Source organism: Polaromonas sp. P1_F8 (genome assembly GCF_056405635.1).
This window is the reverse complement of record NZ_JBFUBS010000004.1, coordinates 109,019-130,672: the sequence shown is the minus strand read 5'-3', so window position 1 is coordinate 130,672 and position 21,654 is coordinate 109,019. Positions and strand designations below refer to the sequence as shown.

At 61.9% G+C, this 21,654-nt stretch carries 25 protein-coding genes; 7 read left to right on the top strand and 18 right to left on the bottom strand.

Annotated elements, in window-relative coordinates:
- Positions 1-116 precede the first annotated feature (116 nt).
- From AC1D1J_RS15555 to speD, 3 genes are read right to left on the bottom strand one after another with little or no spacing between them, the layout of a single operon-like run.
- The gene (locus AC1D1J_RS15555; protein ID WP_477695169.1) at positions 117-1,520 is read right to left on the bottom strand and encodes an aminopeptidase P N-terminal domain-containing protein; all 1,404 of its coding nucleotides are present in this window, start codon (positions 1,518-1,520) and stop codon (positions 117-119) included.
- Between the two features lie 20 nt (positions 1,521-1,540).
- Positions 1,541-2,305, bottom strand: a complete 765-nt coding sequence (murU, locus tag AC1D1J_RS15550; RefSeq protein ID WP_477695168.1) for an N-acetylmuramate alpha-1-phosphate uridylyltransferase MurU — start codon at positions 2,303-2,305, stop codon at positions 1,541-1,543.
- Positions 2,302-2,679, bottom strand: coding sequence for an adenosylmethionine decarboxylase (gene speD, locus AC1D1J_RS15545; protein ID WP_477651193.1), 378 nt, complete (start codon positions 2,677-2,679; stop codon positions 2,302-2,304). The genes murU and speD overlap by 4 nt, the downstream gene beginning before the upstream one ends.
- Before the next feature lie 133 nt (positions 2,680-2,812).
- Between speD and tkt the strand changes: the two genes are divergently transcribed.
- The 3 genes from tkt (at position 2,813) to AC1D1J_RS15530 (ending at position 6,245) form a co-directional block, all read left to right on the top strand.
- Positions 2,813-4,855 carry a transketolase gene (tkt, locus tag AC1D1J_RS15540; protein WP_477695167.1) on the top strand — a complete coding sequence of 681 codons (2,043 nt, stop codon included), beginning with the start codon at positions 2,813-2,815 and terminating at the stop codon, positions 4,853-4,855.
- Positions 4,856-4,919: 64 nt separating this feature from the next.
- Complete coding sequence (gene gap / locus AC1D1J_RS15535; protein ID WP_477688173.1) at positions 4,920-5,918, top strand: type I glyceraldehyde-3-phosphate dehydrogenase; 999 nt, start codon at positions 4,920-4,922, stop codon at positions 5,916-5,918.
- A gap of 96 nt (positions 5,919-6,014) precedes the next feature.
- Positions 6,015-6,245: a hypothetical protein gene (locus AC1D1J_RS15530; RefSeq protein ID WP_477688172.1), complete on the top strand. Its 231-nt coding sequence runs from the start codon at positions 6,015-6,017 to the stop codon at positions 6,243-6,245.
- 12 nt (positions 6,246-6,257) lie between these two features.
- Here AC1D1J_RS15530 and AC1D1J_RS15525 read toward each other — a convergent pair whose 3' ends face one another.
- The 5 genes from AC1D1J_RS15525 to AC1D1J_RS15505 form a co-directional block, all read right to left on the bottom strand.
- Complete coding sequence (locus AC1D1J_RS15525; RefSeq protein ID WP_477695166.1) at positions 6,258-6,704, bottom strand: hypothetical protein; 447 nt, start codon at positions 6,702-6,704, stop codon at positions 6,258-6,260.
- Between the two features lie 198 nt (positions 6,705-6,902).
- Positions 6,903-7,973, bottom strand: coding sequence for a pirin family protein (locus tag AC1D1J_RS15520; RefSeq protein ID WP_477695165.1), 1,071 nt, complete (start codon positions 7,971-7,973; stop codon positions 6,903-6,905).
- A gap of 203 nt (positions 7,974-8,176) precedes the next feature.
- Positions 8,177-8,938 carry an ABC transporter permease gene (locus AC1D1J_RS15515; protein ID WP_477649495.1) on the bottom strand — a complete coding sequence of 254 codons (762 nt, stop codon included), beginning with the start codon at positions 8,936-8,938 and terminating at the stop codon, positions 8,177-8,179.
- Positions 8,935-9,885, bottom strand: a complete 951-nt coding sequence (locus tag AC1D1J_RS15510) for an ABC transporter ATP-binding protein (RefSeq protein WP_477695164.1) — start codon at positions 9,883-9,885, stop codon at positions 8,935-8,937. Before AC1D1J_RS15510 ends, AC1D1J_RS15515 begins: the two co-directional genes overlap by 4 nt.
- A gap of 110 nt (positions 9,886-9,995) precedes the next feature.
- Positions 9,996-10,787 carry an SDR family NAD(P)-dependent oxidoreductase gene (locus AC1D1J_RS15505; protein WP_477695163.1) on the bottom strand — a complete coding sequence of 264 codons (792 nt, stop codon included), beginning with the start codon at positions 10,785-10,787 and terminating at the stop codon, positions 9,996-9,998.
- Positions 10,788-11,185: 398 nt separating this feature from the next.
- Here AC1D1J_RS15505 and AC1D1J_RS15500 point away from each other — a divergent pair, with 398 nt between their 5' ends.
- Positions 11,186-11,533, top strand: a complete 348-nt coding sequence (locus tag AC1D1J_RS15500) for a collagen-like protein (protein ID WP_477695162.1) — start codon at positions 11,186-11,188, stop codon at positions 11,531-11,533.
- 86 nt (positions 11,534-11,619) lie between these two features.
- On the opposite strand, the gene AC1D1J_RS15495 is transcribed toward AC1D1J_RS15500, so the two are convergent.
- Genes AC1D1J_RS15495 through AC1D1J_RS15475 form a run of 5 tightly spaced genes read right to left on the bottom strand, consistent with a single transcriptional unit; the run spans position 11,620 to position 14,013 of the window.
- Positions 11,620-12,228 carry a glutathione S-transferase family protein gene (locus AC1D1J_RS15495; protein WP_477688168.1) on the bottom strand — a complete coding sequence of 203 codons (609 nt, stop codon included), beginning with the start codon at positions 12,226-12,228 and terminating at the stop codon, positions 11,620-11,622.
- A 24-nt stretch (positions 12,229-12,252) separates the two neighbouring features.
- The gene (locus tag AC1D1J_RS15490) at positions 12,253-12,600 is read right to left on the bottom strand and encodes a YciI family protein (protein ID WP_477688167.1); all 348 of its coding nucleotides are present in this window, start codon (positions 12,598-12,600) and stop codon (positions 12,253-12,255) included.
- Between the two features lie 11 nt (positions 12,601-12,611).
- The gene (locus tag AC1D1J_RS15485) at positions 12,612-13,043 is read right to left on the bottom strand and encodes a VOC family protein (protein WP_477695161.1); all 432 of its coding nucleotides are present in this window, start codon (positions 13,041-13,043) and stop codon (positions 12,612-12,614) included.
- 41 nt (positions 13,044-13,084) lie between these two features.
- Positions 13,085-13,489 carry a VOC family protein gene (locus AC1D1J_RS15480; protein ID WP_477688225.1) on the bottom strand — a complete coding sequence of 135 codons (405 nt, stop codon included), beginning with the start codon at positions 13,487-13,489 and terminating at the stop codon, positions 13,085-13,087.
- A 50-nt stretch (positions 13,490-13,539) separates the two neighbouring features.
- On the bottom strand, positions 13,540-14,013 hold the full coding sequence (locus AC1D1J_RS15475; protein ID WP_477670496.1) for a VOC family protein: 474 nt from the start codon (positions 14,011-14,013) through the stop codon (positions 13,540-13,542).
- A 147-nt stretch (positions 14,014-14,160) separates the two neighbouring features.
- Between AC1D1J_RS15475 and AC1D1J_RS15470 the strand changes: the two genes are divergently transcribed.
- Positions 14,161-14,838, top strand: coding sequence for a TetR/AcrR family transcriptional regulator (locus tag AC1D1J_RS15470; RefSeq protein ID WP_477667088.1), 678 nt, complete (start codon positions 14,161-14,163; stop codon positions 14,836-14,838).
- Between the two features lie 115 nt (positions 14,839-14,953).
- On the opposite strand, the gene AC1D1J_RS15465 is transcribed toward AC1D1J_RS15470, so the two are convergent.
- From AC1D1J_RS15465 to AC1D1J_RS15455, 3 genes are all read right to left on the bottom strand, one after another.
- Positions 14,954-15,988 (bottom strand): porin, encoded by a 1,035-nt coding sequence (locus AC1D1J_RS15465; protein WP_477695160.1) that lies wholly within the window; start codon positions 15,986-15,988, stop codon positions 14,954-14,956.
- A 197-nt stretch (positions 15,989-16,185) separates the two neighbouring features.
- Positions 16,186-17,178, bottom strand: a complete 993-nt coding sequence (locus AC1D1J_RS15460; RefSeq protein WP_477695159.1) for a Bug family tripartite tricarboxylate transporter substrate binding protein — start codon at positions 17,176-17,178, stop codon at positions 16,186-16,188.
- Positions 17,175-18,077: an N-formylglutamate amidohydrolase gene (locus AC1D1J_RS15455; protein ID WP_477695158.1), complete on the bottom strand. Its 903-nt coding sequence runs from the start codon at positions 18,075-18,077 to the stop codon at positions 17,175-17,177. The genes AC1D1J_RS15460 and AC1D1J_RS15455 overlap by 4 nt, the downstream gene beginning before the upstream one ends.
- Positions 18,078-18,155: 78 nt before the next feature.
- On the opposite strand from AC1D1J_RS15455, the gene AC1D1J_RS15450 reads away from it, so the two are divergent.
- Positions 18,156-19,058: a LysR substrate-binding domain-containing protein gene (locus AC1D1J_RS15450; RefSeq protein WP_477695157.1), complete on the top strand. Its 903-nt coding sequence runs from the start codon at positions 18,156-18,158 to the stop codon at positions 19,056-19,058.
- Positions 19,059-19,077: 19 nt separating this feature from the next.
- On the opposite strand, the gene AC1D1J_RS15445 is transcribed toward AC1D1J_RS15450, so the two are convergent.
- Both AC1D1J_RS15445 and AC1D1J_RS15440 read right to left on the bottom strand, forming a co-directional pair.
- Positions 19,078-19,371, bottom strand: a complete 294-nt coding sequence (locus AC1D1J_RS15445) for a hypothetical protein (protein WP_477695156.1) — start codon at positions 19,369-19,371, stop codon at positions 19,078-19,080.
- 63 nt (positions 19,372-19,434) lie between these two features.
- Entirely contained in the window at positions 19,435-20,895 is a 1,461-nt protein-coding gene (locus AC1D1J_RS15440; RefSeq protein ID WP_477695155.1) for an efflux transporter outer membrane subunit, read from the bottom strand.
- A 93-nt stretch (positions 20,896-20,988) separates the two neighbouring features.
- Here AC1D1J_RS15440 and AC1D1J_RS15435 point away from each other — a divergent pair, with 93 nt between their 5' ends.
- Positions 20,989-21,606: a TetR/AcrR family transcriptional regulator gene (locus tag AC1D1J_RS15435; protein WP_477695154.1), complete on the top strand. Its 618-nt coding sequence runs from the start codon at positions 20,989-20,991 to the stop codon at positions 21,604-21,606.
- Positions 21,607-21,654: the final 48 nt, after the last annotated feature.

Here is a 21,654-nt window from a genome sequence, read left to right as displayed (position 1 = left end):
CAGGCCCATTTCAAGAGATATTTTGGCCTCAAACTCAATAGGGATGAGCGCAAGCAGCTATTAAATTGATAGCGCTATTGAGGGCGGCCGCTCAACCCACGGCAGAAAGCGCCCTATCACCCCTTCATCAACGCCTCAATCTCATCCCCATCCACCGGCACACCCCGCGTCATCAGCTCACAGCCCTTGGCGGTCACCAGCGCATCGTCCTCAATCCGGATGCCGATGTTCCAGAACTCCTTGGGCACGTTCTTGCCGGGGCGTACATAAATACCGGGCTCGATGGTCAGCACCATGCCGGGCCGCAGGATGCGTGAGGGCTTGCGCATCACGGTCTGGCCCAGGGCGTCTTTTTCCTCGCGCGGCTTGCTGCCGGGCTCGGTGTAGTCGCCGCAGTCATGCACGTCCATGCCCATCCAGTGGCCCGTGCGGTGCATGTAAAACTGGCGGTAGGCGCCGGACTCGAGCACGTCGTCGACCTTGCCGTGCTTCTTTTTGTCGAGCAGGCCGGTGTCCAGCATGCCTTCCACCAGTACGCGCGTCGCCGCATCGTGCGGGTCCAGAAAACGCTTGCCGGGTTTCGTCACCTTCACCGCGGCGTCCTGCGCGGCCAGCACGATGTCGTACAGCGTGCGCTGGGCCGGCGTGAACTTGCCGTCGGCGGGGAAGGTGCGGGTGATGTCGCTGGCGTAGCCGTCCAGTTCGCAGCCGGCGTCGATCAGGCACAGCTGGCCGGGTTTGAGTTCCGTATCGCCGGCGCGGTAATGCAGGATGCAGGCGTTGGCGCCGGCGGCGACGATGCTGCCGTACGCCGGAAACTGCGAACCATGGCGGCGGAACTCGTGCAGCAGTTCGGCTTCGAGGTGGTATTCACGCAGGCCGCCCTTCAGTTTCCCGTTGGCACCGTTGCGCAGCATGGCGGCGGAGGTCTGCATGGCGCGTACGTGGGCACCGGCTGAAATCTTGCCGGCACGCTTGAGGATCGCGACTTCATGGCTGTCTTTGACGAGCCGCATTTCGTCGAGCAGCTTGCACAAATCGTGCTGGCTTTGCGGGCACTCGGCGCCGTAACGCACGCGGGCGCGCACCTTGTTCAACCAGCCGTCCACTTGGGTTTCCAGGCCCTTGTGTGTGGCAAATGGAAACCACACGGCGCTCTGGTTGCTCAGCAGCCCAGGCATTTTTTCTTCCAATGCTTCCACACTGAAGGCGGCGTCCACACCCAGCGCGGCGGGCGCGGCCTTGGGGCCCAGGCGAATGCCGTCCCAGATCTCACGCTCGAGGTCCTTGGGCCGGCAAAACAGCGTGGTCTTGCCGCTGGCCTCAATCACCAGCCAGCTGTCGGGTTCGCTGAAGCCGGTCAGGTAATAAAAGTAGCTGTCGTGGCGGTAGGGAAAGTCGCTGTCGCGGTTGCGCGGGTATTCGGGCGCGGTGGGCAAGAGGGCGATGCCGCCGCCGGCCGCCTTCAGGGCGCGGGCAATGGCGGCGCGGCGTTTTTCGTAGATCGTGGTGGTGCTCATGTGCGTTCCGCTTTAGTGCTTCAGATCGTGGTGGTTTGGTTCAACTCGTGCAGCCGCGCCGGTGTGCCGACATCGGTCCAGGCGCCCTCATACAGCTCGGCGCTCACGGCCTGATTGTCCATCGCCGTACGCAAAAGCGGTGCCAGTGGGGCTTTCAGGCCCTGCGGGTTGCCGAAGGGCAGGCTGTCGAACAGTTCGCGCCGGTACAGGCCGATGGTGCTGTAAGTGAATTTGGGCTGCGGGCTGTCCTTGGGCAGGTTCAGCGCCAGGCCGTCGGGGCTGAGGCCAAAGTCGCCTTTCGGGTTGTGTGCGGGGTTGGGCACCAGCCAGAGGTGGGCCAGCTTGTTGCCTGCAGCAAACCGGGTGACGGCGGCCTGGGTGAATTCAAAGCCGGGCACAAACACATCGCCTGCCAGCACCCAGAAAATGTCGCCCAGCAGCGGCAGCGCACGCGCAATGCCGCCCGCGGTTTCCAGTGCGCCACCAAAATCCACGCCTTCGTGCGAGTATGAAATTGATAGCTGCTTGCGCCCGTCCTTATTGGGCTGGAGCCCGAAATGGCTTGAAGAAAGCGCCGAAAAATGGGCCGGAACCTGTTCGCCCAGCCAGGCCGTGTTGATGACCAGGTCGGCAAAGCCACCGCGCACCAGCGCCTCAACCTGCCAGTCAATCAGCGGCTTGCCGCGCACCGCCAGCAAGGGTTTGGGCGTGGTGTCGGTCAGTGGCCGCATGCGCTCGCCACGGCCGGCGGCCATGATCATGGCCTTGATGGGTGCGCCGGTCATTGCGTATCGCCCCGGTCCAGCGACCGCTGCTCGGTCCATTCGGGGTTAAAGCGGCGCACCAGCGCATCCATCAGGCCGCGTGCCCGGGCGGAGTGGTCGCCGCCGAAGTTGCACACATAGACGTCCAGCGTCACGGCTTTCTGTTCAGGCCAGGTGTGCACGCACACATGCGACTCGGCCAGCAGCACAGTGGCCGTGATGCCGCCTGGGCCGTGCACGGTGTCGGGAAAAGTGTGAAACAGCTGGTTAACGGCCTGCAGGCCGGCTGCCTGCACCGCCTGCACGCACCAGTCGCCCAGTCGGGTAGCGTCGGTCAGCCAGGCCGGGTCGCAGCGGCATTTGTAAAGGTCGGCGGTCAGGTGAAGGCCTTGCATCCCCCCGACTTTAGTTCATGGCGAGGGGCCGTCCAGCCAAATCGGGGCCAAACCCCCGCCAAACCGGCGGGCTGGGCCCAAACGGTAAAATACCGGGTTACCCCTGATCTTTCCCCCTCCCGGAGCTGCCTACATGGCCAATACGCAAATGATGGCGAATGCGATACGCGCACTCGCAATGGACGCTGTTCAACAAGCCAATTCCGGACATCCCGGCGCCCCCATGGGCATGGCCGACATGGCAGTCGCCCTCTGGGGCCGCCACCTCAAGCACAGCCCGCACAACCCCAACTGGTTCGACCGCGACCGTTTTGTGCTCTCCAACGGCCACGGCTCCATGCTGATTTATGCCGTGCTGCACCTCACCGGCTACAAACTGCCCATCGGCGAACTCAAGAACTTCCGCCAGCTCCACAGCAAAACCCCCGGCCACCCCGAATACGGCTACACCCCCGGCGTTGAAACCACCACCGGCCCGCTGGGCCAGGGCCTGACCAATGCGGTCGGCATGGCGCTGGCTGAAAAGCTGCTCGCCAAAGAGTTCAACCGCGAAGGCCACACCGTCGTCGACCACAACACCTATGTGTTCATGGGCGACGGCTGCCTGATGGAAGGCATCAGCCACGAAGCGGCTGCGCTCGCCGGCGCGTGGAAGCTGAACAAGCTGGTCGCGCTGTACGACGACAACGGCATCTCGATTGACGGCCAGGTCGCGCCCTGGTTCATCGACAACACCGCTGTGCGCTTTGCCGCTTACGGCTGGAACGTGTTGGGCCCTATCGACGGCCATGACGCCGAGCTGGTGGCCAACTCCATCGAAGGCGCCAAAAAATCGAACGACAAGCCCACGCTGATCATCTGCAAGACCCACATTGGCAAAGGCTCGCCCAACCGCGCAAACACTGCCAAGGCTCACGGCGAGCCACTGGGCGCCGAAGAAATCAAGCTCACGCGCGAAGCCCTCAACTGGCCGCATGCGCCGTTTGAAGTGCCGAAGGAAACCTACGACGCGTGGGACGCGAAGGCCAAGGGCCTCGCTGCGGAAGCCGCCTGGGACGCGAAATTTGCTGCCTACAAGGCTGCGCACCCTGCTCTCGCCGCCGAGCTGACGCGCCGCATGAAAGGCGAGCTGCCCAAGAGTTTCTCGCAACTGGCTGTCGACACCGTCATCGGCGCGCACACCAAGGCCGAAACCGTGGCCTCCCGCAAGGCTTCGCAGCTCGCACTCGAAGCCTTCACCGCCGGCCTGCCAGAGTTGCTGGGCGGCTCGGCCGATTTGACCGGCTCCAACCTCACCAACACCAAGTCCACGCCCAACCTGCGTTTTGACATGAACGGCGAAGTCGTGCTGACGGCCAATGCCGAAGGCGTGAGCGCGGGCGGGCGCCACATCAACTACGGCGTGCGCGAATTCGGCATGGCCGCCATCATGAACGGCATTGCGCTGCACGGTGGCTTCATTCCGTACGGCGGCACCTTCCTGACCTTCAGCGACTACAGCCGCAACGCCATCCGCATGGCCGCGCTGATGAAGATCCGCGTCATCCACGTCTTCACGCACGACTCCATCGGCCTCGGCGAAGACGGCCCGACGCACCAGTCGATTGAGCACGCGGCCAGCCTGCGTTTGATTCCCAATCTGGACGTCTGGCGTCCGGGCGACACGGCCGAAACCGCCGTCGCATGGGCCGTCGCGCTCGAGAACAAGAACAAGCCGACGGCATTGCTGCTGAGCCGCCAGAACCTGCCTTACGCACCGAAGAACGACCTCGGTGAAATCAGCAAGGGCGCTTATGTGCTGGCCGAACCCGCCGAAGTGGGCCTGAACAAGAAGGCCCAGGCCGTCATCATCGCCACCGGCTCCGAAGTGCAACTCGCGCTGAAAGCGCAGGAGCTGCTCGCCGCCCACAAGATCGCAGTGCGCGTGGTCTCCATGCCCAGCAACACGACGTTTGACAAACAAAAAACGGCGTACAAATCCGAAGTGCTGCCAGAAGGCATCCCCCGCATCGCGGTGGAAATGGGCGTGACGGACGGCTGGTGGAAATACGGCTGCGCCGCCGTGGTGGGCATCGATAGCTACGGTGAATCGGCGCCCGCGCCAGTGCTGTTCAAGCACTTCGGCTTTACCGCTGAGAACGTGGCCGACACCGTGCGCAAGGTACTGCGCAAGTAAACACGCGGATAACGGACACGGCCGCCCAATTCAACAAGATTTCAACTTCCAGGAGCAACAGCAGATGACTATCAAACTTGGCATTAATGGTTTTGGCCGTATCGGCCGCAACGTGTTTCGCTCGGCCATCAAAAGCTTTGGCGACATTGAAATCGTCGGCATCAATGATTTGCTCGAGCCTGAGTACCTGGCCTACATGCTGAAGTACGACTCGGTGCACGGCCGCTTCGAAGGCGATGTGTCCGTTGAAGGCAACACGCTGATCGTCAACGGCAAGAAGATCCGCCTGACGCAGGAACGCGACCCCGCCAACCTCAAGTGGGGCGACATCGGCGCCACCGTGGTGCTGGAGTCCACGGGCCTTTTCCTCGACAAGGCTTCCGGCGAGAAGCACCTTGCCGCCGGCGCGAAGAAGGTCATCTTCTCGGCACCGTCCAAAGACGACACCCCGATGTTTGTCTTCGGCGTCAACGACAAGACCTACAAGGGCGAGGCGATCATCTCCAACGCCAGCTGCACCACCAACTGTCTGGCGCCCATCGCCAAGGTGCTGAACGACAAATGGGGCATCAAGCGCGGCCTGATGACGACCGTGCACGCGGCCACGGCCACACAGAAAACCGTGGATGGCCCGTCGAACAAAGACTGGCGCGGCGGCCGCGGCATCCTGGAAAACATCATTCCGTCGTCCACCGGCGCGGCCAAGGCCGTAGGCGTGGTGATCCCCGAGCTCAACAAGAAGCTGACCGGCATGTCCTTCCGCGTGCCCACCTCCGACGTGTCGGTGGTTGACCTGACCTGCGAGCTCAACAAGGAAGCCACGCTCAAGGAAATCTGCGCCGAAATGAAAGCGCAAAGCGAAGGCGCACTCAAGGGCATCCTGGGCTACACCGAAGACAAGGTCGTTGCCACCGACTTCCGCGGCGATGCCCGTACGTCGATCTTCGACGCTGACGCCAGCATCGCGCTGGACGGCACCTTCATCAAGGTCGTCGCCTGGTATGACAACGAATGGGGCTACTCCAACAAGTGCCTGGAAATGGTCCGCGTGGTGGCGAAGTAATTCACTTCGACATCGCCAATAAGAAAGCGCCTTCGGGCGCTTTTTTTGTCTTGGCGCAATACTTCGGCCGCCCATCACCCGGAAAGGTTAATGTCGATGCCCCTGACCCTCAAAAAAATTAACGAACAAGTGGTGAGTGTTCATCTGGACAACGGCGAGCTGGCGGGCCAACTCAAGCTGATTGGCGGCGTGTGGAAGTTCAAGGCCATTGGCTACACCGCAGACGGCCATGTGGTGCCCGGCGGCGGGCCGCTGACGGAGCGCCACAACATGACCTTTGCCGCGCTGGATGAGGCGGCGGTCAACGCAGGGTTGATGCCTCTCTGAGTGGCCAGTCAGTCAGTCCGGCAAACTTAGGCCGGGCCGTTCATCGTCCCAGGCCATCGCGCTCATCTTCCAGCCTTCAGGCGTTTTGACGAACTGCGTCGAGATCATGCCGCGCGCCTCGAATGCCTCGCCGTTCATCGTGCCGGCCTTGCCGTAAGCGCTGTAGCGATGGGCAATGTTGCCGAAGATCTGCGTGGTTTCCGACAGCTCCCATTCCCTGAAGCGCGTGAGGCTGCCGCTGTCCACCAGAGCCTGCCGCGGCGCGATGAATTCGCGCACGCTGGAAATCTCGGGTGCGGTTCCTGTGTTCTTGATCAGGAGGCCTGCGTCGATGAAGAGCGCGTGAATGTCATCGTAAGGCGGCACGCTGCCCGGCTCAAACGAGACGGCGCGAAAGAACGCCTGCGCCAGCGCATTCAGTTCGTTTTTGACCGCTTGGGAGTTGGGCTCCTGGCTCATGGCATCTCCTTGTGTTGGCGGGAGTGTAGGCGTCTGCTGCCGCACCCCACAGGCGGCGTTTGCGAAACCCGATATTGCCTGGGGGTACTGCGGGGAGGTTGACTGGTAATGCCGGAGTTATGCGAAAAGTGCCCCGGAGCGGCTAAGAACAAGCGCGGGCAGCTATTAAAAATATAGCAGCGAGGCGCTGCTCGGCCGTCAGTCGCCCGTCGGCCGCTCTTCGCGTCCGCCCGGGTGCCGCGCAAAGCGCGCCGGCTCCCGCCCATGCACCGGCGCGTCATCGCCAAACGACCAGCCACCAAACTGCGTGCGCTGGTAGTCCGCCATGGTCTGTGCAATTTCGGCTTGCGTGTTCATGACAAACGGGCCGTACTGCACCACCGGCTCACCAATGGGCTTGCCTTGCAGCATCAGGAATTCGGCTTCCTCGCCGCCGTTGATGATCTCTGCGTCCATGCCGGCCCTCAGCTCGATGGCGCTGTCCACGTTCACCGCCTGGCCGCCCACCGTTGCCGACTGCCCCTTGAAAAAATACAGCTGGCGCCGGGTGCCTTCGCCTGTTGCGGCGGGCAGCGTCCAGCGTGCGCCGGGCGCCATGCGAATCGTCCAGATCGCCACGTCGGCCTTGGCCTGCGACGCCCACGAATCCGGCGGCGGCGCCAGTGGCGCGGCTTGGGTATTTTGAATACGGCCGGCAATCACGGCCACTTCGGTGCCGCGCCCTTCGGCATCCTTGATGTCCAGGCGTGGAATGTCCTGCGACCAGAACATGGTGAAGTGCGGCTCACTCATCTTGCCGGCCGCCGGCAGGTTCAGCCAGATCTGGAACAGCTCCAGTGGATTGGGATTTTGCGGGTCCAGCAACGGGAACATCTCGGAATGGACCACGCCCTTGCCGGCCGTCAGCCACTGCACGTCGCCGCGGCCAAAGCGCGCTGTCGCGCCCAGGGAGTCGGAATGGTCGATCAGGCCCTTACGCACGATGGTCACGGTTTCAAAGCCGCGATGCGGGTGCGCGGGAAAGCCCGGGACCGTGCTGCCGTGGTACATGTTCCAGCCGTCCTTGCGGGCAAAGTCCTGGCCGATGTTGCGCCCCGCGAGCGAGGCGTCCGGGCCCATCTGCGCATTGCCGCGAGGGTAGGCGTCGTCGTGGTACACGCAAAAGAGGAACGGGTCGAGCGTTGCCCACGGAAAGCCGAGTGGCTTGACCTGGAGGACTGGATGGGCGGCGGAGTGAGCGACAGAACTTGCGGTGGGGTCGGCAGGCATGAAGAGGCCTTTCTGGCGTGAAACTTTCAAAGAACACATATAAGGTTGGCCGCTGTCCTTTCAAGCTGCACCGCCAGCCCACCTGGCCGGCCCGGCCTTGGCGGTTTAAGGGAAATATGCTTGTGGACCTTATGTAGAAAGCGCAAGCAGCTATAAAATCAATAGCATCTATAGGGCGTTGTCATCAATCGCCTGTCCCTTCCTCAGGCCTTCAGCTTCCAGCCCGTACGGAAGATCCACCACACCGCGCCGAGGCACAGCCCCAGAAAGCCCATGATGGCCGCCACGCTGATGCCTACGTTGACATCGGCCACGCCGTAAAAACTCCAGCGGAATCCGCTGATCAGGTAGACCACCGGATTGAACAGGGCGATCTTTTGCCACAGCGGCGGCAACATGTTGATCGAATAAAACGCGCCACCGAGGAAAGTCAGCGGCGTCACCACCATCAGCGGCACAATCTGCAGCTTCTGGAAGTTGTCGGCCCACAGCCCGATGATGAAACCGAACAGGCTGAAGGTCAGCGCGGTCAGCAGCAGGAAGCACAGCATCCAGAAAGGGTGCGCGATCTCATAAGGCACGAAGAGGCGCGCCGTTGCCAGGATCAGTAGCCCCAGCATGACGGACTTGCTCGCCGCAGCGCCCACATAACCCATCACCACTTCCATGGACGACACCGGCGCCGACAGCAGTTCGTAAATTGTCCCCGACCATTTCGGCATGTAGATGCCGAAGGCGGCGTTCGAGATGCTCTCGTTGAGCAGCGACAGCATGACGAGGCCGGGGATGATGAAGGCACCGTAGCGGATGCCGTCGATGTCTCCCATGCGCGAACCGATGGCCGCGCCGAAGACCACGAAGTACAGCGAGGTCGAGATCACCGGCGAGGCGATGGATTGCATCAGCGTGCGGAAGGTGCGCGCCATTTCAAAGCGGTAAATAGCGCGGATGGCGTGCCAGTTCATGCGGCCTCCTTCTGGGCGCCCGGTTTGTCGGCATGCACCAGGCTCACGAAGATGTCTTCGAGCGAACTCTCGCTTGAATGCAGGTCCTTGAAGTCAATGCCGAGTTCGGCCAGCTGCTTGAGCAATGCCGCAATACCCGTCTCCTCGGTCTGAGTGTCGAAGGTGTAGACCAGGGTGTGGCCCTCTTTCGTCAGTTCAAGCGGCAGCCCTGCCAGCGCCTGCGGAATGCTTTGCAACGGCGTTTGCAGTTGCAGGCTCAATTGCTTCTTGCCCAGCTTGCGCATCAGAACCGTTTTGTCTTCGACAAGAATCAGCTCGCCCTTGTTGATGACGCCAATGCGGTCTGCCATTTCCTCGGCTTCCTCAATGTAGTGTGTGGTCAGGATGATGGTGACGCCGCTGTCACGCAGCTCCCGCACCATTTGCCACATGCCCTTGCGCAGCTCGACGTCGACGCCCGCGCTGGGCTCATCGAGGAACAGGATGGTGGGCTCGTGCGACAGCGCCTTGGCGATCAATACCCGGCGCTTCATGCCGCCGGAAAGCGCCATGATCTTGCTGTCCTTCTTGTCCCACAGCGAAAGGTCGCGCAGCACTTTCTCAATGTAGGCCGGGTTGGGCGGCTTGCCGAACAGGCCCCGGCTGAAGCTCACGGTGGACCAGACGGTTTCGAACGCATCGGTCGAAAGCTCCTGGGGCACCAGCCCGATTTTGGCGCGGGCGGCGCGGTAATCCCGGACGACGTCATGTCCATCGGCTGTCACGCTGCCCGAGCTGGGATTGACAATGCCGCAGACGATGCTGATCAAGGTGGTCTTGCCCGCGCCGTTGGGGCCGAGCAGGGCGAAAATCTCGCCGCGCTGGATGTCCAGGTCCACCGACTTGAGCGCATGAAAGCCCGAAGCGTAAGTTTTGCTGAGTTTCTGAAGGGAAATAATGGGTTGCACGCGGCATCCTGACAAGAAAGCGGCGCCAGAATGTGACGCCAGAAGAGACCCGAATCATTCTATAGAGCAAGGCTGAAAAAGCCGGGAGCAGGGTTTTCAAGACGGCGTGCTCAGGCCCCCTGGTTTTTTCTCAGCGTCGGCAAGCCGACACCGGCAGACTCAAAGCCACCATCCACCGCCAGCACCTGGCCATTGACATAGCTGGCTGCCGGGCTGCACAAAAAGCCCACGGCCGATGCGATTTCTTCCACGGTGCCGTAGCGCCCCAGCGGAATCACGTCGTGGTAGTCAGAGCGGATCGCCACGCTGTGAACCAGCTTGGCCATTTCCGTGTCCACCGGCCCGGGCGCGATCACATTGGCCCGGATGCCGACGGTGCCCAGCTCAACCGCCTGCTGTTTGGTCAGCTGGATGAGCGCGGCCTTGCTGGTGCCGTACGCCACGCGAAGCGTGCTTGCGCGCAAGCCCGAGATCGACGCGATGTTGACAATGCTGCCGCCGCCCGTGCGCTTCATGATGGGCGCGCAGGCCTGGCTGCACAAAAATGCGCCGTCCAGGTTGACGCCCAAAACCCGGCGCCATTCTTCAAATGTTGTCTCACCGATAGGCTTGAACACCGCGATGCCGGCGTTGTTGACCAGCGCATCGATACGGCCAAAGCGGGCGTCCACCTTCTCCATGGCCGATTGCACCTGTGCCGGGTCGGCCACGTCGCAGTGCACCGCCAGTACGCGGCCTGCATCCTGAATGGCGGCAGCGGCGGGGAGCAGCGTGTCGCTGTCGATATCCAGAAGCGCCACACGGTAACCATTGGCCAGAAACCATTGCCCGATGGCAAGACCAATGCCGCGTGCACCCCCTGTTACGACGGCCACGGGGCTGGTTGAAGAAGTTGCAGTCATGGATGTCCTTGCCTTGTTGTCTGGTGTGAATGAAGAATGGGTTTTGGCAGTGGTCGCGGCTTTGGCGAAAGTTCAGCTTGAAGTTTGCACTACTGGACGTGGTTGCGCGTGTTGGCGATGCTGCCGATTCGGGACACGCTGTCGTGGGCCCGTCCTACAGCATGGGCGCTTGCCAATGGGTACCTTGAGCACTCATCCTGTTGTCTGCATCAGAAATGATTCTTTCAAGAGGGCCAGGCATACGGCAGCCGTTGGCGGTTTTCGAATGTGTGACCTTCAGCAAAAGCGTTGTGGCTGGTATCGGTTTCATGCACATGATCCGTAAAAAAAACAGTTCACGGTCAAGGCAGGAACGAACTGTTGACGCACCTTGGTGCGAATTTTCCCAGAGGATCACTATGACAATGAAACACGCATTACTTTTATCCACACTGGTCGCAACGTTGGGCCTTGTTGCCTGTGAGCGGACGGTTGTCGCGCCGCCTGCGGCAGTTGTCACCGTGCCGGGGCCTGCAGGTCCTGCGGGCGCCACGGGTGCCACCGGCACTGACGGCGCCAAGGGAGCCACGGGCGCTGGCGTTGGTATTCCCGGCCCGACCGGCGCTACCGGTGCGACTGGAGCGACGGGCTCTACCGGCTATGAAGGCGCAACAGGTGCTACCGGCGCGACTGGCGACACCGGAAAGACCGGCAGAACCGGTGCCACGGGTGACACGGTTGTGATCGTTCCCGCGCCTGCTCGCTAAGGTTCTTTCGCACGGGCCGGCGAACGCGTGAGCGCTCGCCGGCTTTTTTGTTTTCAGCGGCGGGTACAAGGTGCTTAACCGTGCCGTCATTCGGGAAAGGGCTCACGCCAGGCCGGCAGCTGATTGAGCCGGTCGTGCCAGCGCCGGATTTCCGGGAAATTGTTCAGCGGCAAGTGAGCCTTTTCGGCATACGGCAGGGTGATGGCCACCGCAAAGTCGGCCACCGTCAGTGCGTCGCCGACGAGGTATTCGCGCCCCTTCAGGTGCGCTTCGAGCACGCCTGCGTAGCGCTCGAAGGTCGGAGTCACCCTCGCAATCTCGGCCGGGTCGGCCTCGCGCTGCAGGAAGCGCGGCTTGATGATGTGCTCGAAATAAAACGTTCCGGCGGCCGGCGCGAACTCGGTGGCATCCCACATCAGCCAGCGCATCACCTCGGTCTGGCGTTGGTCGCGTGGCCACAGGTCGGAACCGGCTTTCTCCGCCAGGTGGCACATGATGGCATTCGACTCCCACAAGGTCGTGGTGCCGTCCACCAGCACGGGCACCTTGGCATTGGGGTTCATTGCGCGGAACTGCGGCGTACGGTGCTCGCCTTTTTCCAGCGCCACGTAGATGAACTCCACCGGCAGCTTCAAATGCCTGGCGACGGCGCAGGTTTTTCGCGGGTTCAGCGTGTCCGAGTAATAAAGCTTCATGCAGACTCATTTCATCGTTGATTTTCAGGCCGCCATGCGCGGCAGGTCGGACCACACCGGCCTGACCTCTATGGTCGCGGCCCTGGCCATGGGATGGCCGGCTGCGATGTCGATCGCCTCCTGCATGCCGGCGCATTCAATCAGCCCGTAGGCTGCCATTTTTTCCGCGCTATCGGTGAAGGAGCCATTGGTTACCGCGCGCTTGCCGCCGCGCACCCGCACCGTCATCGCGTCTCCGGGCGGGCGCAGCGGGTTGCCGTGCTTGAGGATGCCGCGGCTTTCCATGTCCCGGACCCAGGCGCCTATGTCGGCCACCAGCATCGGCGTGGGCGCGAAGGCCGCGTCGTGGCAAATGATCAGCAGGAATTGCATGGGCCTTCCCATCAGGGCATGGGCAGAGGCTTGATGACCATCCACGACACGCCGAAGCGATCTTCCACCATGCCGAAAGACGAAGCGTAAAAGGTCTTCATGATGGGCATCTCTACCTTGCCGCCGTCGCTCAATGCCTTGAACAGGCGCTGCGCTTCGGCATCGCTGGCCGCAGTCAATGAGAGCGAGAAGCCCTTGAATTCCGGCTTGCTGTTGCCCATGCCATCGGAGGCCATCACTTCCGTTTCGCCGATCCTGAAGCTGGCGTGCATGATGTTCTCACCCGGGATGGCGCCGCCGTCCGGCCCGCAGCCTTCGGTCATGGGTTCCGGGTTCTCCTTGAAGCGCATCATCATCTTCACTTCGGCGCCAAGCGCCTTGCCGTAAAACTCGATGGCCTCTTCGCAGCGGCCGTTAAAAAAGAGGTAAGACTGGATCAGCATGATGGACTCCTTCGTGGGTTGATAAGGTTGGGGGATTTTTTTCAGGCACTCATTTGCGCAGCGTGGGCTTCAACGTTCATCCAGGCGAGCTCCCAGAGATGACCATCCAGATCCTCAAAGCCGTGCTGGTACATGAATCCGTGGTCTTGTGCCTTGTTGGGCGTGGTCGCGCCGCCAGCCACGGCCTTGCTGACCATCTCGTCGACTTCCTGGCGGCTGTCACAGGAAAGGCAGATCAGCACCTCAGTGCTTTTGCGTGCGTCGCTCACCGGCTTGGGGGTGAAGGTCTTGAAATAGTTCTCGACCAGCAGCATGACGAAGCTTTCCTCGCTCACGATCATGCAGGTGGCGTTTTCATCGGTGAATTGCGGGTTGAATTTGAAGCCCAGCGCGGTGAAAAACTTCACCGATTGGTTCAGGTTTTTCACGGGCAGGTTCACAAACATCTTGGTCGTCACGGGTTTCTCCTTGAATGATTGAATGAGTAGGTGCTTCTTCAGGCCCTGTCATAGGCTTCCTGGAGTTCCTTGATATTGATCTTGCGCATCTTCAGCATGGCGCTCATGGCGGCGCCGGCCTTGGCCGGGTTCTTGTCGCCCAGCATGTCGCCGAGCGCGGTGGGGATGATCTGCCACGACAGGCCGAATTTGTCCTGGACCCAGCCGCACTGGTTGGGTGCCCCGCCCGCGGAGAGCTTGTCCCAGAGCTCGTCCACCTCTTCCTGCGTCTTGCAGTCCACGAACAGCGAAATAGCCGGCGTGAAGCTGAAGTGCGGGCCGCCGTTGAGCGCCATGAATTCCTGGCCTTCAAGCTGGAAGCTGCCGGTCATGACCGAACCCTCCGGGCCCGGGCCTTCCTTGCCGTAGCGCCTGAGCATGGTGATCTTCGAGTTCTTGAAGATCGAAACATAAAAATTCATGGCTTCCTCGGCCTGGTCGTTGAACCACAGGAAGGGGGTGATTTTCTGCATGGTCTGGTTCCTTGAAAGAAGAGCGTTTAAAGAATCGTTAAAGGCTTGCGGGCCTTGTGCGGTGGCCAAATCAGCAGTATTGTGTACACCGTCCACAAAAGAATAGCAAAGATAATGAACACTGTCCACATAAATAAGTAACAAGCCATGTCGAGTGCGCCTCCCTCCCAGCCAGTCCCGCCGCCCCGCAGCACTTACCGCCACGGCGACCTGCGGCGTGCCCTGCTGGAAGCCGGGGTGGAGCTGGCCCGCGCCGGCGGGCCCGGGGCCGTGGTGCTGCGCGAAGCCACGCGCCGCGCGGGCGTTGCGCCCAACGCGGCCTACCGGCATTTCGAAAACCGCCAGGCCTTGCTGTATGCGGTTCGTTCAGCCGCGCTGGCGGCCGTGGCCCGCGCGATGGAGGCCGAACTGGCTGCGCTGCCCCGGGGTTTGCCGCCAGCCGAATTCGCCCGCGCCAACGTGCGCGCCGTCGGCGCCGGCTATTTGCGTTTCGCGCAGGCGGAAAGCGGGTTATTCCGCACGGCCTTTGGCCCCTCGGATGATTTGAAAGAAAGGGCCCAGGGCGCGCCGGCCAATGCCGAGCGCAAAGGGGAAAGCGGCCTGGACCCGTTCGAGCTGCTGGGCGCCGCGCTCGACAAACTCGTGAGTGCGGGTGTGCTGTCGCCCGAACGCCGCCCTGGCGCCGAATTCCTCGCCTGGTCGGCGGTGCACGGCCTGGCCATGCTGGTGATCGACGGCCCGCTGGGCCCTCTCATCGGTCCGCAGATGCAGCAGATCGGCGAGCATCTGCTGGACATGGTTGAAAAAGGCCTGTGCGGGGACTAGGGGGTGTTGACACCCATTGATTGAATTTGCCCAAGGCTTGGCCGGTGCATTGATGAAAAAAGCCCGCCGGAGGCGGGCTTTGCGGACCAGATACTGATCGCGTGCCTTTGTGCGCTCAGAAGTTGTGCTGAATGCCCACGCCGTAAACGCGGATCACGTCATTGGCGACACGGTTGTTGGGATCGTTTCGATCGTAGAAGGCGTACAGCGAAGTGCGGTTGCTCATCTTGTAGGAGTAGCCCGCCTGGAAGCGCTTGAGCTTGGCCGCAGGATCGCTTTGCACATCCTTGCGGATGTAGTTGGCCATGACCTTGCTGCTGGGCGTGATGTCCCACGAGGCGCCGATCATCTGCGCCGCCACCTTGCTGCGCGACAGCGCATTGCCCTGAAAGTTGTCACGGTTGTAAACCGCCCAGGCCCGGATCCCGCCGAAGTCGTAGGAGCCCACCAGCATCCACTTGTTCTTGAAATCATTGAGCAAGGCACCCCCGCGTTTGCTGTCCTTTCCGTAGCCGACACCCAGGCCCAACGGGCCGCCGCCTTCACCGTAGCTCAGCGAGACGTCGGTCTGCTTGTAGTCGCTTTCAAACCGGATCGGGCCCGCCGGGGCTTCGGTCAGGCCTTCACCATTGAGGTAGTGGCCGGCGCGGAAAACGAAGTTGCCGATCACTGGGCTGGCGTAGCCGATGGCATTGGACACACGTGAGCGTGCATTGAAAATGGATGTACCGATGGCGGTGGCGCCGCCGTCGTGGATAACGTACTCCACATTGCGGCTGAGAATTGCATAGATTGGCGTGCGGCTCGGTGCGGCCGAGTCGATACGCCCGATGTTGACCACTCCGAAGTCACCGCCTATCCCCACGAAAGAGTTGCGGTACATCGGCGAGGTCGTCGCCCCGGTGTCGGAAGAGATCGCAGCCTCGATCCCGAAGAAGGCCTTGAGCCCTCCGCCCAGGTCCTCGGTTCCCTTGAAGCCGAACCGGGACGCGTTGCCCGTAACAAGCGCTTGCGATACGGAGCCGGTCTTCGAATTTTCAAAGCTCGTATCGATTTTTCCGTAAATCGTCACCGTGCTCTGTGCGAGCGCGGCAACAGGGGTTATTGCACCGGCGGCAACCGCTGCCAAGCAAACCATTTTGTAGTTCATTCCTCACTCCTCAAGTCATTTTGTTGATGGCGATAGATCAATCACCGCCGTATGGATATTCACGGGCAAAGTTCGCCCAGGCCCGAGAAGACATCGTCTTCAACAGGGCAGCAAATTCACAGGGCACAGGGTCGTGGACGTGCGCGTCAACCGTCTGGCTGCGGCATCGTGGTGGGGTGGTGAAGGTTCATGCGCGGCTATTCCAGAACAATCTTGTTGGCCTGGGCGATGTCCTTGAAGAAGCGGATCCGCTGGATCACTTCCTGCCGGTATTCGGCCGGCCGCACGTTCTCGGGCAGCATCGCACCGCGTTTGCGCCAGGCTTCCAGCGTGTCCTTGTCACGAAGGATGGTGCGTACCGCGTCGTAGAGTTTCTGGATGATGGCCTCCGGCGTTTTTGCCGGCGCTGCCAGCCCCGTCCACGACGTGAGGTTCAGGTCGGGCAGCTTGAGTTCGTCGAAGGTGGGAACATCAGGCAACTGCGGCGCGCGCAGCGGCGAGGCGACGGCCAATGCGCGCAGGCTTCCGCTCTGCAGCATGGCCAGGTTGGAGGGCAGGTTGTTCCACGTCAGCTGAACCTGCCCCGAGAGCAGGTCCGTCAGTGCCGGTCCGGCGCCCCGGTAGGGGATGTGCGTGATGAACAGGCCCAGCTTCGACTTGAGCAGCTCCATGCTCAGGTGCGCCACCGAGCCGTTGCCCGATGATGCGTAGTTCAATTTGCCAGGGTTGGCTTTGGCGTAGCGTACGAATTCGGCAAAGGTCTTGACCGGGAGTTTGGCGCTGGCGACCAGCACGTTCGGCAGCCTGTCGATCAGCGTGATGTAGGCGAAATCGTTCACTGCGTCATAAGGCAGGTTGGGCGACACCGCCGGATTGACCACATGGGTCGACTGCGAAGTGACGACCAGCGTATAGCCATCGGGCGCGGCCTTTGCAACAATGCCGGTGCCAATGGCGCCACCTGCGCCGGCCTTGTTGTCGATCACGACCGGCTGGCCCAGCAGCCTGCCCAGTTTGTCGGCCATTGCGCGCGCGGAGATGTCCACCGCCCCGCCCGGCGGGAAAGGCACGATCAGTGTGATGGGACGGCTCGGGTAAGCCTGCGGCTGGCTGAATGCCGGGCACGCTACCGCGCCCGCCGCACCGGCCGCTATGCCCAGGAACTTCCGACGGCTTGGGATGGTGATCATGCTGTGTCCTTGAGGTTGACGTGGCGTTTCGAGTGAGTGGTTTCTTCCCTGATGTGTCCCGCGATGGCCTGCAGCACCAGGTGAATGCGCTTCCTGAGTTCATGGAACTGCCGCTTTGGCTCGCGCGTCTTTTCGTCAAGGTAGAGCGCCCTGTTGATTTCGATCTGCAGGCTGTGCTGTCCGTGTGCGGGCCGGCCAAGAGTGCGCACCAGGTCTTGCCCCGCATAGGGGTCGTTCAGTGCGACGGTATAGCCTTGCCGCTTGAACGCTTCCCCGACGAAGTCAGCGAAAGCCGCGCTGCAGCTGGCGCCATGCAGGTTGCCCAGCACGATGTCGGCCAGCGGCTTGTCCGGCAACCCCAGGCGCACATACGCGTTGCTTGGCATGGAATGAAGGTTGAGGTGCCACCGTTCACCCTGCGGGGTGCTTGACTGGGCCAGCGCGTCCTCTAGCGCATGGCGATACGGCCGCCAGCAGCTTTCAATCCGGTGTTTGATTTCGCTGGCATGAAGCCGGCGGCTGTAGATCGGCTGTAGCGTCGGCGTCTTGCTGAACACCAGGCCGTTACCCAGCCGCAGGCAGGGTTGAGAAGGGGCCACCGGCTCAGCCCACTCGCCGTCCAGCATCGCAAGGTCGATGTCGTCCTCACTGCGGTTGGGGTCGATGTAGCTGCGCGGAAACGTCGCGTGCACCAGCGTTGCGCCGACCAGCGGCGCCGCGTCCCAAAGCTGCTCGATCAGCGTGTCTTCGCACTGCCGCAGTTGCTGCAATTCAATGGAAAAATCGAAGTCCTGCGGATAGTAGGTGCCGCTGTGGGGGGAGTCGCACACCAGTGCGATGGGATCAACGACGGGTCGGACGATTTTGACGGGTTCGGCGTGGGATATGGCTTGACTCATGGCCGGCAGTTTGACGCCGCGAGTGCCGCGCGACAAACGACAATTTCAAAGCTGCTGATTAGATGATCTAATACGGCCATGAAATTCAAGTCGCCGTCGCTCGCCGAACTGCATGCGTTTCTAGGGGTCTGCCAGCTGGGAAGTTTTCGCCGCGCGGCGGAAGTTCTCTCCGTCACGCAGGGCGCTGTCAGCCAGGCCATCCTGCGCCTGGAGCAACGGCTCGGCTGCAGCCTGTTCGACCGCCAGCAGGCCGGCGTTGTGCCCACGGCCCGCGGGCGCGAATTCCAGAAGCTGGTCGAAACCCATGTCGCCGGGCTGGAGGCGGCCGTTACCCAGTTCGGAGGCGCGTCATCGCAACGCAAAGTGCGGGTGAGCGTCATACCAACCCTCGGAACGCGCTGGCTGGTCCCCAGGCTCGCGCAATTCAAGTCCTTGAACCCCAATGTCGAGGTGGAGCTGCGCCAATTTCATTTCGACGAGGACTTCAAACGCGACGACGTGGACCTGTGGATCGCGCTCAGGCGTGCCGGAAGTAGGTGGCCACGCGGTATCCGCGGACGCTATCTGCTGGGCAACGAGATCACGCCCGCCTGCACGCCCGCACTTGCGCGAAGCATTCAGCATCCGCGGGATCTCGCCGCACATACCCTTCTTCATCACATCAACTACCCCGACAACTGGGCCGTGTGGATGGAGGGTGCAGGTTTAAAGCAGCCCAAGCCAGTATTGGGCCCGGGGTTCGATCTGGGCAACAACCTCATCGTCGCGGCATGCGCCGGCATGGGAGCCATCGTCATCCAGCCGTGCCTCATCGAGAGCGAACTCGAAAGCGGCAAGCTGGTCTTGCCCTTCGACACCCGGGTCCTGATCTCGCGCGGGTATTACCTTTGCCAACGATCCGCTGCCGCCCACAGCAATCGCGCCGTTGAAGCGTTTGCCTCATGGCTGCAAGAGCAGGCCGGCAGCACGACCGGCGCCTGACCTCTCCCAGGCGCTGCGATCAGGCTGTGCCGGCCCCGTCCTCGCGGGCCGGCAGGCCCATGCCCTTGGGCAACCCCTCGCGCAGTGCTTCAAAAAAGCGGCGCAGCTTGGCTGGGTAAAAATTCGAATAGGGGTAGATCAGGTAGACCGGCAGGGGCTCGGCACACCACTGCGGCGCCAGATGCAGCAGCCGGCCGTCGGCCATGCACGCCGGCTGGCAGGGCGTGTGCGTGATGGCCGCGGTGTCGGGCGCGGCAGCGTTGCTGGTGCGGATGTGGCCCCAAGAGCCAGCGCCCTGCGGGGCATAAGACATAAGAGGAAATGAATCGATCTCTTCAGAGCAGAGCGGATGCATTTCCCCAACGTTGGGCTATTTCTATCTCATTGCGACGGCGTTGGATTCCTGGGGTTGCCAGCCGCCGCCGAGTGCCTTGAATGCTGCAACCGCCGAGCGTGCGGACTCGGTTTGTGCCTGTGCCCGCCCATCGGACGCACGCAGCAGGTTTTCGTCGGCCAGCAAGACCTCGATCAGGCTGAGCACGCCTTTTTGATACCCCGCAAACGACGTTGACCGTGCACGGCCGAGAGAGTCCACTCCCTGGACAAGCAAGGCAGCCTGCTCCTCGCGTTTGACCAGGGCCGAGAAGGCGTTTTCCACGTCCTCAGTTGCCCGCAGCACGGCAAGCCGATACGCAGCCAGCATCTCGGCCTCTTGCCCCTTGGCCTGGTCGATCTGCGCGTTGATGCGGCCAAAATCGAACAGACGCCAGCGAAGACCCAGCACGCCGGAGGCCTGACTCGCATTGCTGGTGAACAGATTGCCACCGGACACCGATGTCGCGCTGCCGATCAGCCCACCCAAAGAAAGTTTGGGATAGTACTCGGCTATGGCGACGCCGATACGGGCATTCGACGCGGCGAGGCGGCGCTCCGCCACGATCAGGTCAGGGCGGCGCCTTAGCAACTCACCCGGAGAGCCCGTCGCAGTGATTTGCGGGGCAGCGGGAATGGCGCCAGCATTGGCCAGTTCCAGCCGATGCGTTCCGGGCGATGAGCCCAGCATCACGTCAAGCGCGTTCATGGCCACGTCCAGACCCACTTCGAGGAGCGGCACGGTCGCGCGAACCTGGGCCAATGCACCTTCGACCTGCCTCACTTGAAGCTCGGCCGCCAACCCTTTCCCATACAGGAGGTTGGTGATGGACAGCAATTCCTGCTGCGTCTGCACCTGCCGGCGGGCAAGGTCGAGGCGGGTTTGCAGCCCACGAATGATGATGTAAGTGTCGGCAGTCTGTGCCGCCACGGCCAGGCGGGTGGCGGCAGCGCCCGCCTCCGACGCCTGGTACCCGGCAAGCGCCGCTTCCTTGCCTCGACGCAAGCCTCCGAATACATCCAGCTCCCAGCTCGCGCCCAGATTGGCTTCGTAAGAACTGCCGTGGCGGTCAAAACCAGGGCTCGAACTCAAGACCTTGCCCAGAGGCGTTTCAAGGGATTGGTAGGCTCTGGCTGCCTGGCCGCTGACGTTGCCCGAAGGCAGCAATGCAGCATTTGCCGCCCCAAGCTCTGCGCGCGCCTGCGTGACGCGAGCAGACGCTTGCGCAAGATCGAGGTTTTGCGCCAATGCCAGCGTGACGAAGCGGGTCAGTTGCGGATCGCCGAAACCCGTCCACCATGTGACGAGATCGGCATGGGCCGTGGCATGCCGCTGGTGTATCGCTGGCTGGCCCAGGTACTGTTGCGGCATGGGCGTATCCGGCCTGACGTAGTCGGGACCGACGGCGCAGCCCGCCGAGAGGCCGGCAGCAATGAAGATGGCAAGGGCGGATTTGGGCAACATGGGGCTTGTTCCAGAGAATTGGTCGATGTAGTGACTATAATACAATATGGTCACTCGTTGTTCAATGTTTCGGAAGCGGGTAAGCTTCAGACCATGAACAAAGCGACCACTTATCCGGTTTCCGCCCGCGGCCCGGTCGACCACGACGTGCGAGACCAGATCGTTACCGCGGCCACCGAGCACTTCAGCCGCTACGGTTACGAGAAAACGACTGTTTCCGATCTCGCCAAGGCCATAGGGTTCTCCAAGGCTTACATCTACAAGTTCTTTGAGTCCAAGCAGGCCATCGGCGAGATGATCTGCGCGAACTGCCTGCGCGAAATCGAAACCGAGGTCAGTGCGGCTATTGCCGGGGCCGACACGCCGCCAGAGAAGCTGCGGCGAATGTTTAAAGCCATGACCGAGGCGAGCCTTCGCCTGTTTTTCCAGGACCGCAAGCTTTACGAGATTGCCGCATCGGCCGCGACAGAGCGCTGGCAGGCGGTCCATGCCTACGAAGAACGCATCCAGAAGCTGCTTCGAGATGTCTTGCAGGAAGGCCGGCAAACCGGGGACTTTGAGCGCAAGACACCCCTGGACGAGACGGCGCTGGCCATCTATCTGGTCATGCGCCCCTACCTCAACCCTTTGCTCTTGCAGCATAGCTTTGACTACAACAAAGAGGCGCCGGCGCATTTGTCGAGCCTGGTGCTCCGCAGTCTTTCTCCTTGATTAAGACTGTGACTATTGACTAATTTAGTCACTAGTACCATAATGAAA

Coding starts and splice junctions, on each gene's coding strand:
- AC1D1J_RS15555 (WP_477695169.1), bottom strand. CDS start 1,520: ATGAGCACCACCACGATCTACGAAAAACGCCGCGCCGCCATTGCCCGC.
- murU (WP_477695168.1), bottom strand. CDS start 2,305: ATGACCGGCGCACCCATCAAGGCCATGATCATGGCCGCCGGCCGTGGC.
- speD (WP_477651193.1), bottom strand. CDS start 2,679: ATGCAAGGCCTTCACCTGACCGCCGACCTTTACAAATGCCGCTGCGAC.
- tkt (WP_477695167.1), top strand. CDS start 2,813: ATGGCCAATACGCAAATGATGGCGAATGCGATACGCGCACTCGCAATG.
- gap (WP_477688173.1), top strand. CDS start 4,920: ATGACTATCAAACTTGGCATTAATGGTTTTGGCCGTATCGGCCGCAAC.
- AC1D1J_RS15530 (WP_477688172.1), top strand. CDS start 6,015: ATGCCCCTGACCCTCAAAAAAATTAACGAACAAGTGGTGAGTGTTCAT.
- AC1D1J_RS15525 (WP_477695166.1), bottom strand. CDS start 6,704: ATGAGCCAGGAGCCCAACTCCCAAGCGGTCAAAAACGAACTGAATGCG.
- AC1D1J_RS15520 (WP_477695165.1), bottom strand. CDS start 7,973: ATGCCTGCCGACCCCACCGCAAGTTCTGTCGCTCACTCCGCCGCCCAT.
- AC1D1J_RS15515 (WP_477649495.1), bottom strand. CDS start 8,938: ATGAACTGGCACGCCATCCGCGCTATTTACCGCTTTGAAATGGCGCGC.
- AC1D1J_RS15505 (WP_477695163.1), bottom strand. CDS start 10,787: ATGACTGCAACTTCTTCAACCAGCCCCGTGGCCGTCGTAACAGGGGGT.
- AC1D1J_RS15500 (WP_477695162.1), top strand. CDS start 11,186: ATGACAATGAAACACGCATTACTTTTATCCACACTGGTCGCAACGTTG.
- AC1D1J_RS15495 (WP_477688168.1), bottom strand. CDS start 12,228: ATGAAGCTTTATTACTCGGACACGCTGAACCCGCGAAAAACCTGCGCC.
- AC1D1J_RS15490 (WP_477688167.1), bottom strand. CDS start 12,600: ATGCAATTCCTGCTGATCATTTGCCACGACGCGGCCTTCGCGCCCACG.
- AC1D1J_RS15485 (WP_477695161.1), bottom strand. CDS start 13,043: ATGCTGATCCAGTCTTACCTCTTTTTTAACGGCCGCTGCGAAGAGGCC.
- AC1D1J_RS15480 (WP_477688225.1), bottom strand. CDS start 13,489: ATGTTTGTGAACCTGCCCGTGAAAAACCTGAACCAATCGGTGAAGTTT.
- AC1D1J_RS15475 (WP_477670496.1), bottom strand. CDS start 14,013: ATGCAGAAAATCACCCCCTTCCTGTGGTTCAACGACCAGGCCGAGGAA.
- AC1D1J_RS15470 (WP_477667088.1), top strand. CDS start 14,161: ATGTCGAGTGCGCCTCCCTCCCAGCCAGTCCCGCCGCCCCGCAGCACT.
- AC1D1J_RS15465 (WP_477695160.1), bottom strand. CDS start 15,988: ATGAACTACAAAATGGTTTGCTTGGCAGCGGTTGCCGCCGGTGCAATA.
- AC1D1J_RS15460 (WP_477695159.1), bottom strand. CDS start 17,178: ATGATCACCATCCCAAGCCGTCGGAAGTTCCTGGGCATAGCGGCCGGT.
- AC1D1J_RS15455 (WP_477695158.1), bottom strand. CDS start 18,077: ATGAGTCAAGCCATATCCCACGCCGAACCCGTCAAAATCGTCCGACCC.
- AC1D1J_RS15450 (WP_477695157.1), top strand. CDS start 18,156: ATGAAATTCAAGTCGCCGTCGCTCGCCGAACTGCATGCGTTTCTAGGG.
- AC1D1J_RS15445 (WP_477695156.1), bottom strand. CDS start 19,371: ATGTCTTATGCCCCGCAGGGCGCTGGCTCTTGGGGCCACATCCGCACC.
- AC1D1J_RS15440 (WP_477695155.1), bottom strand. CDS start 20,895: ATGTTGCCCAAATCCGCCCTTGCCATCTTCATTGCTGCCGGCCTCTCG.
- AC1D1J_RS15435 (WP_477695154.1), top strand. CDS start 20,989: ATGAACAAAGCGACCACTTATCCGGTTTCCGCCCGCGGCCCGGTCGAC.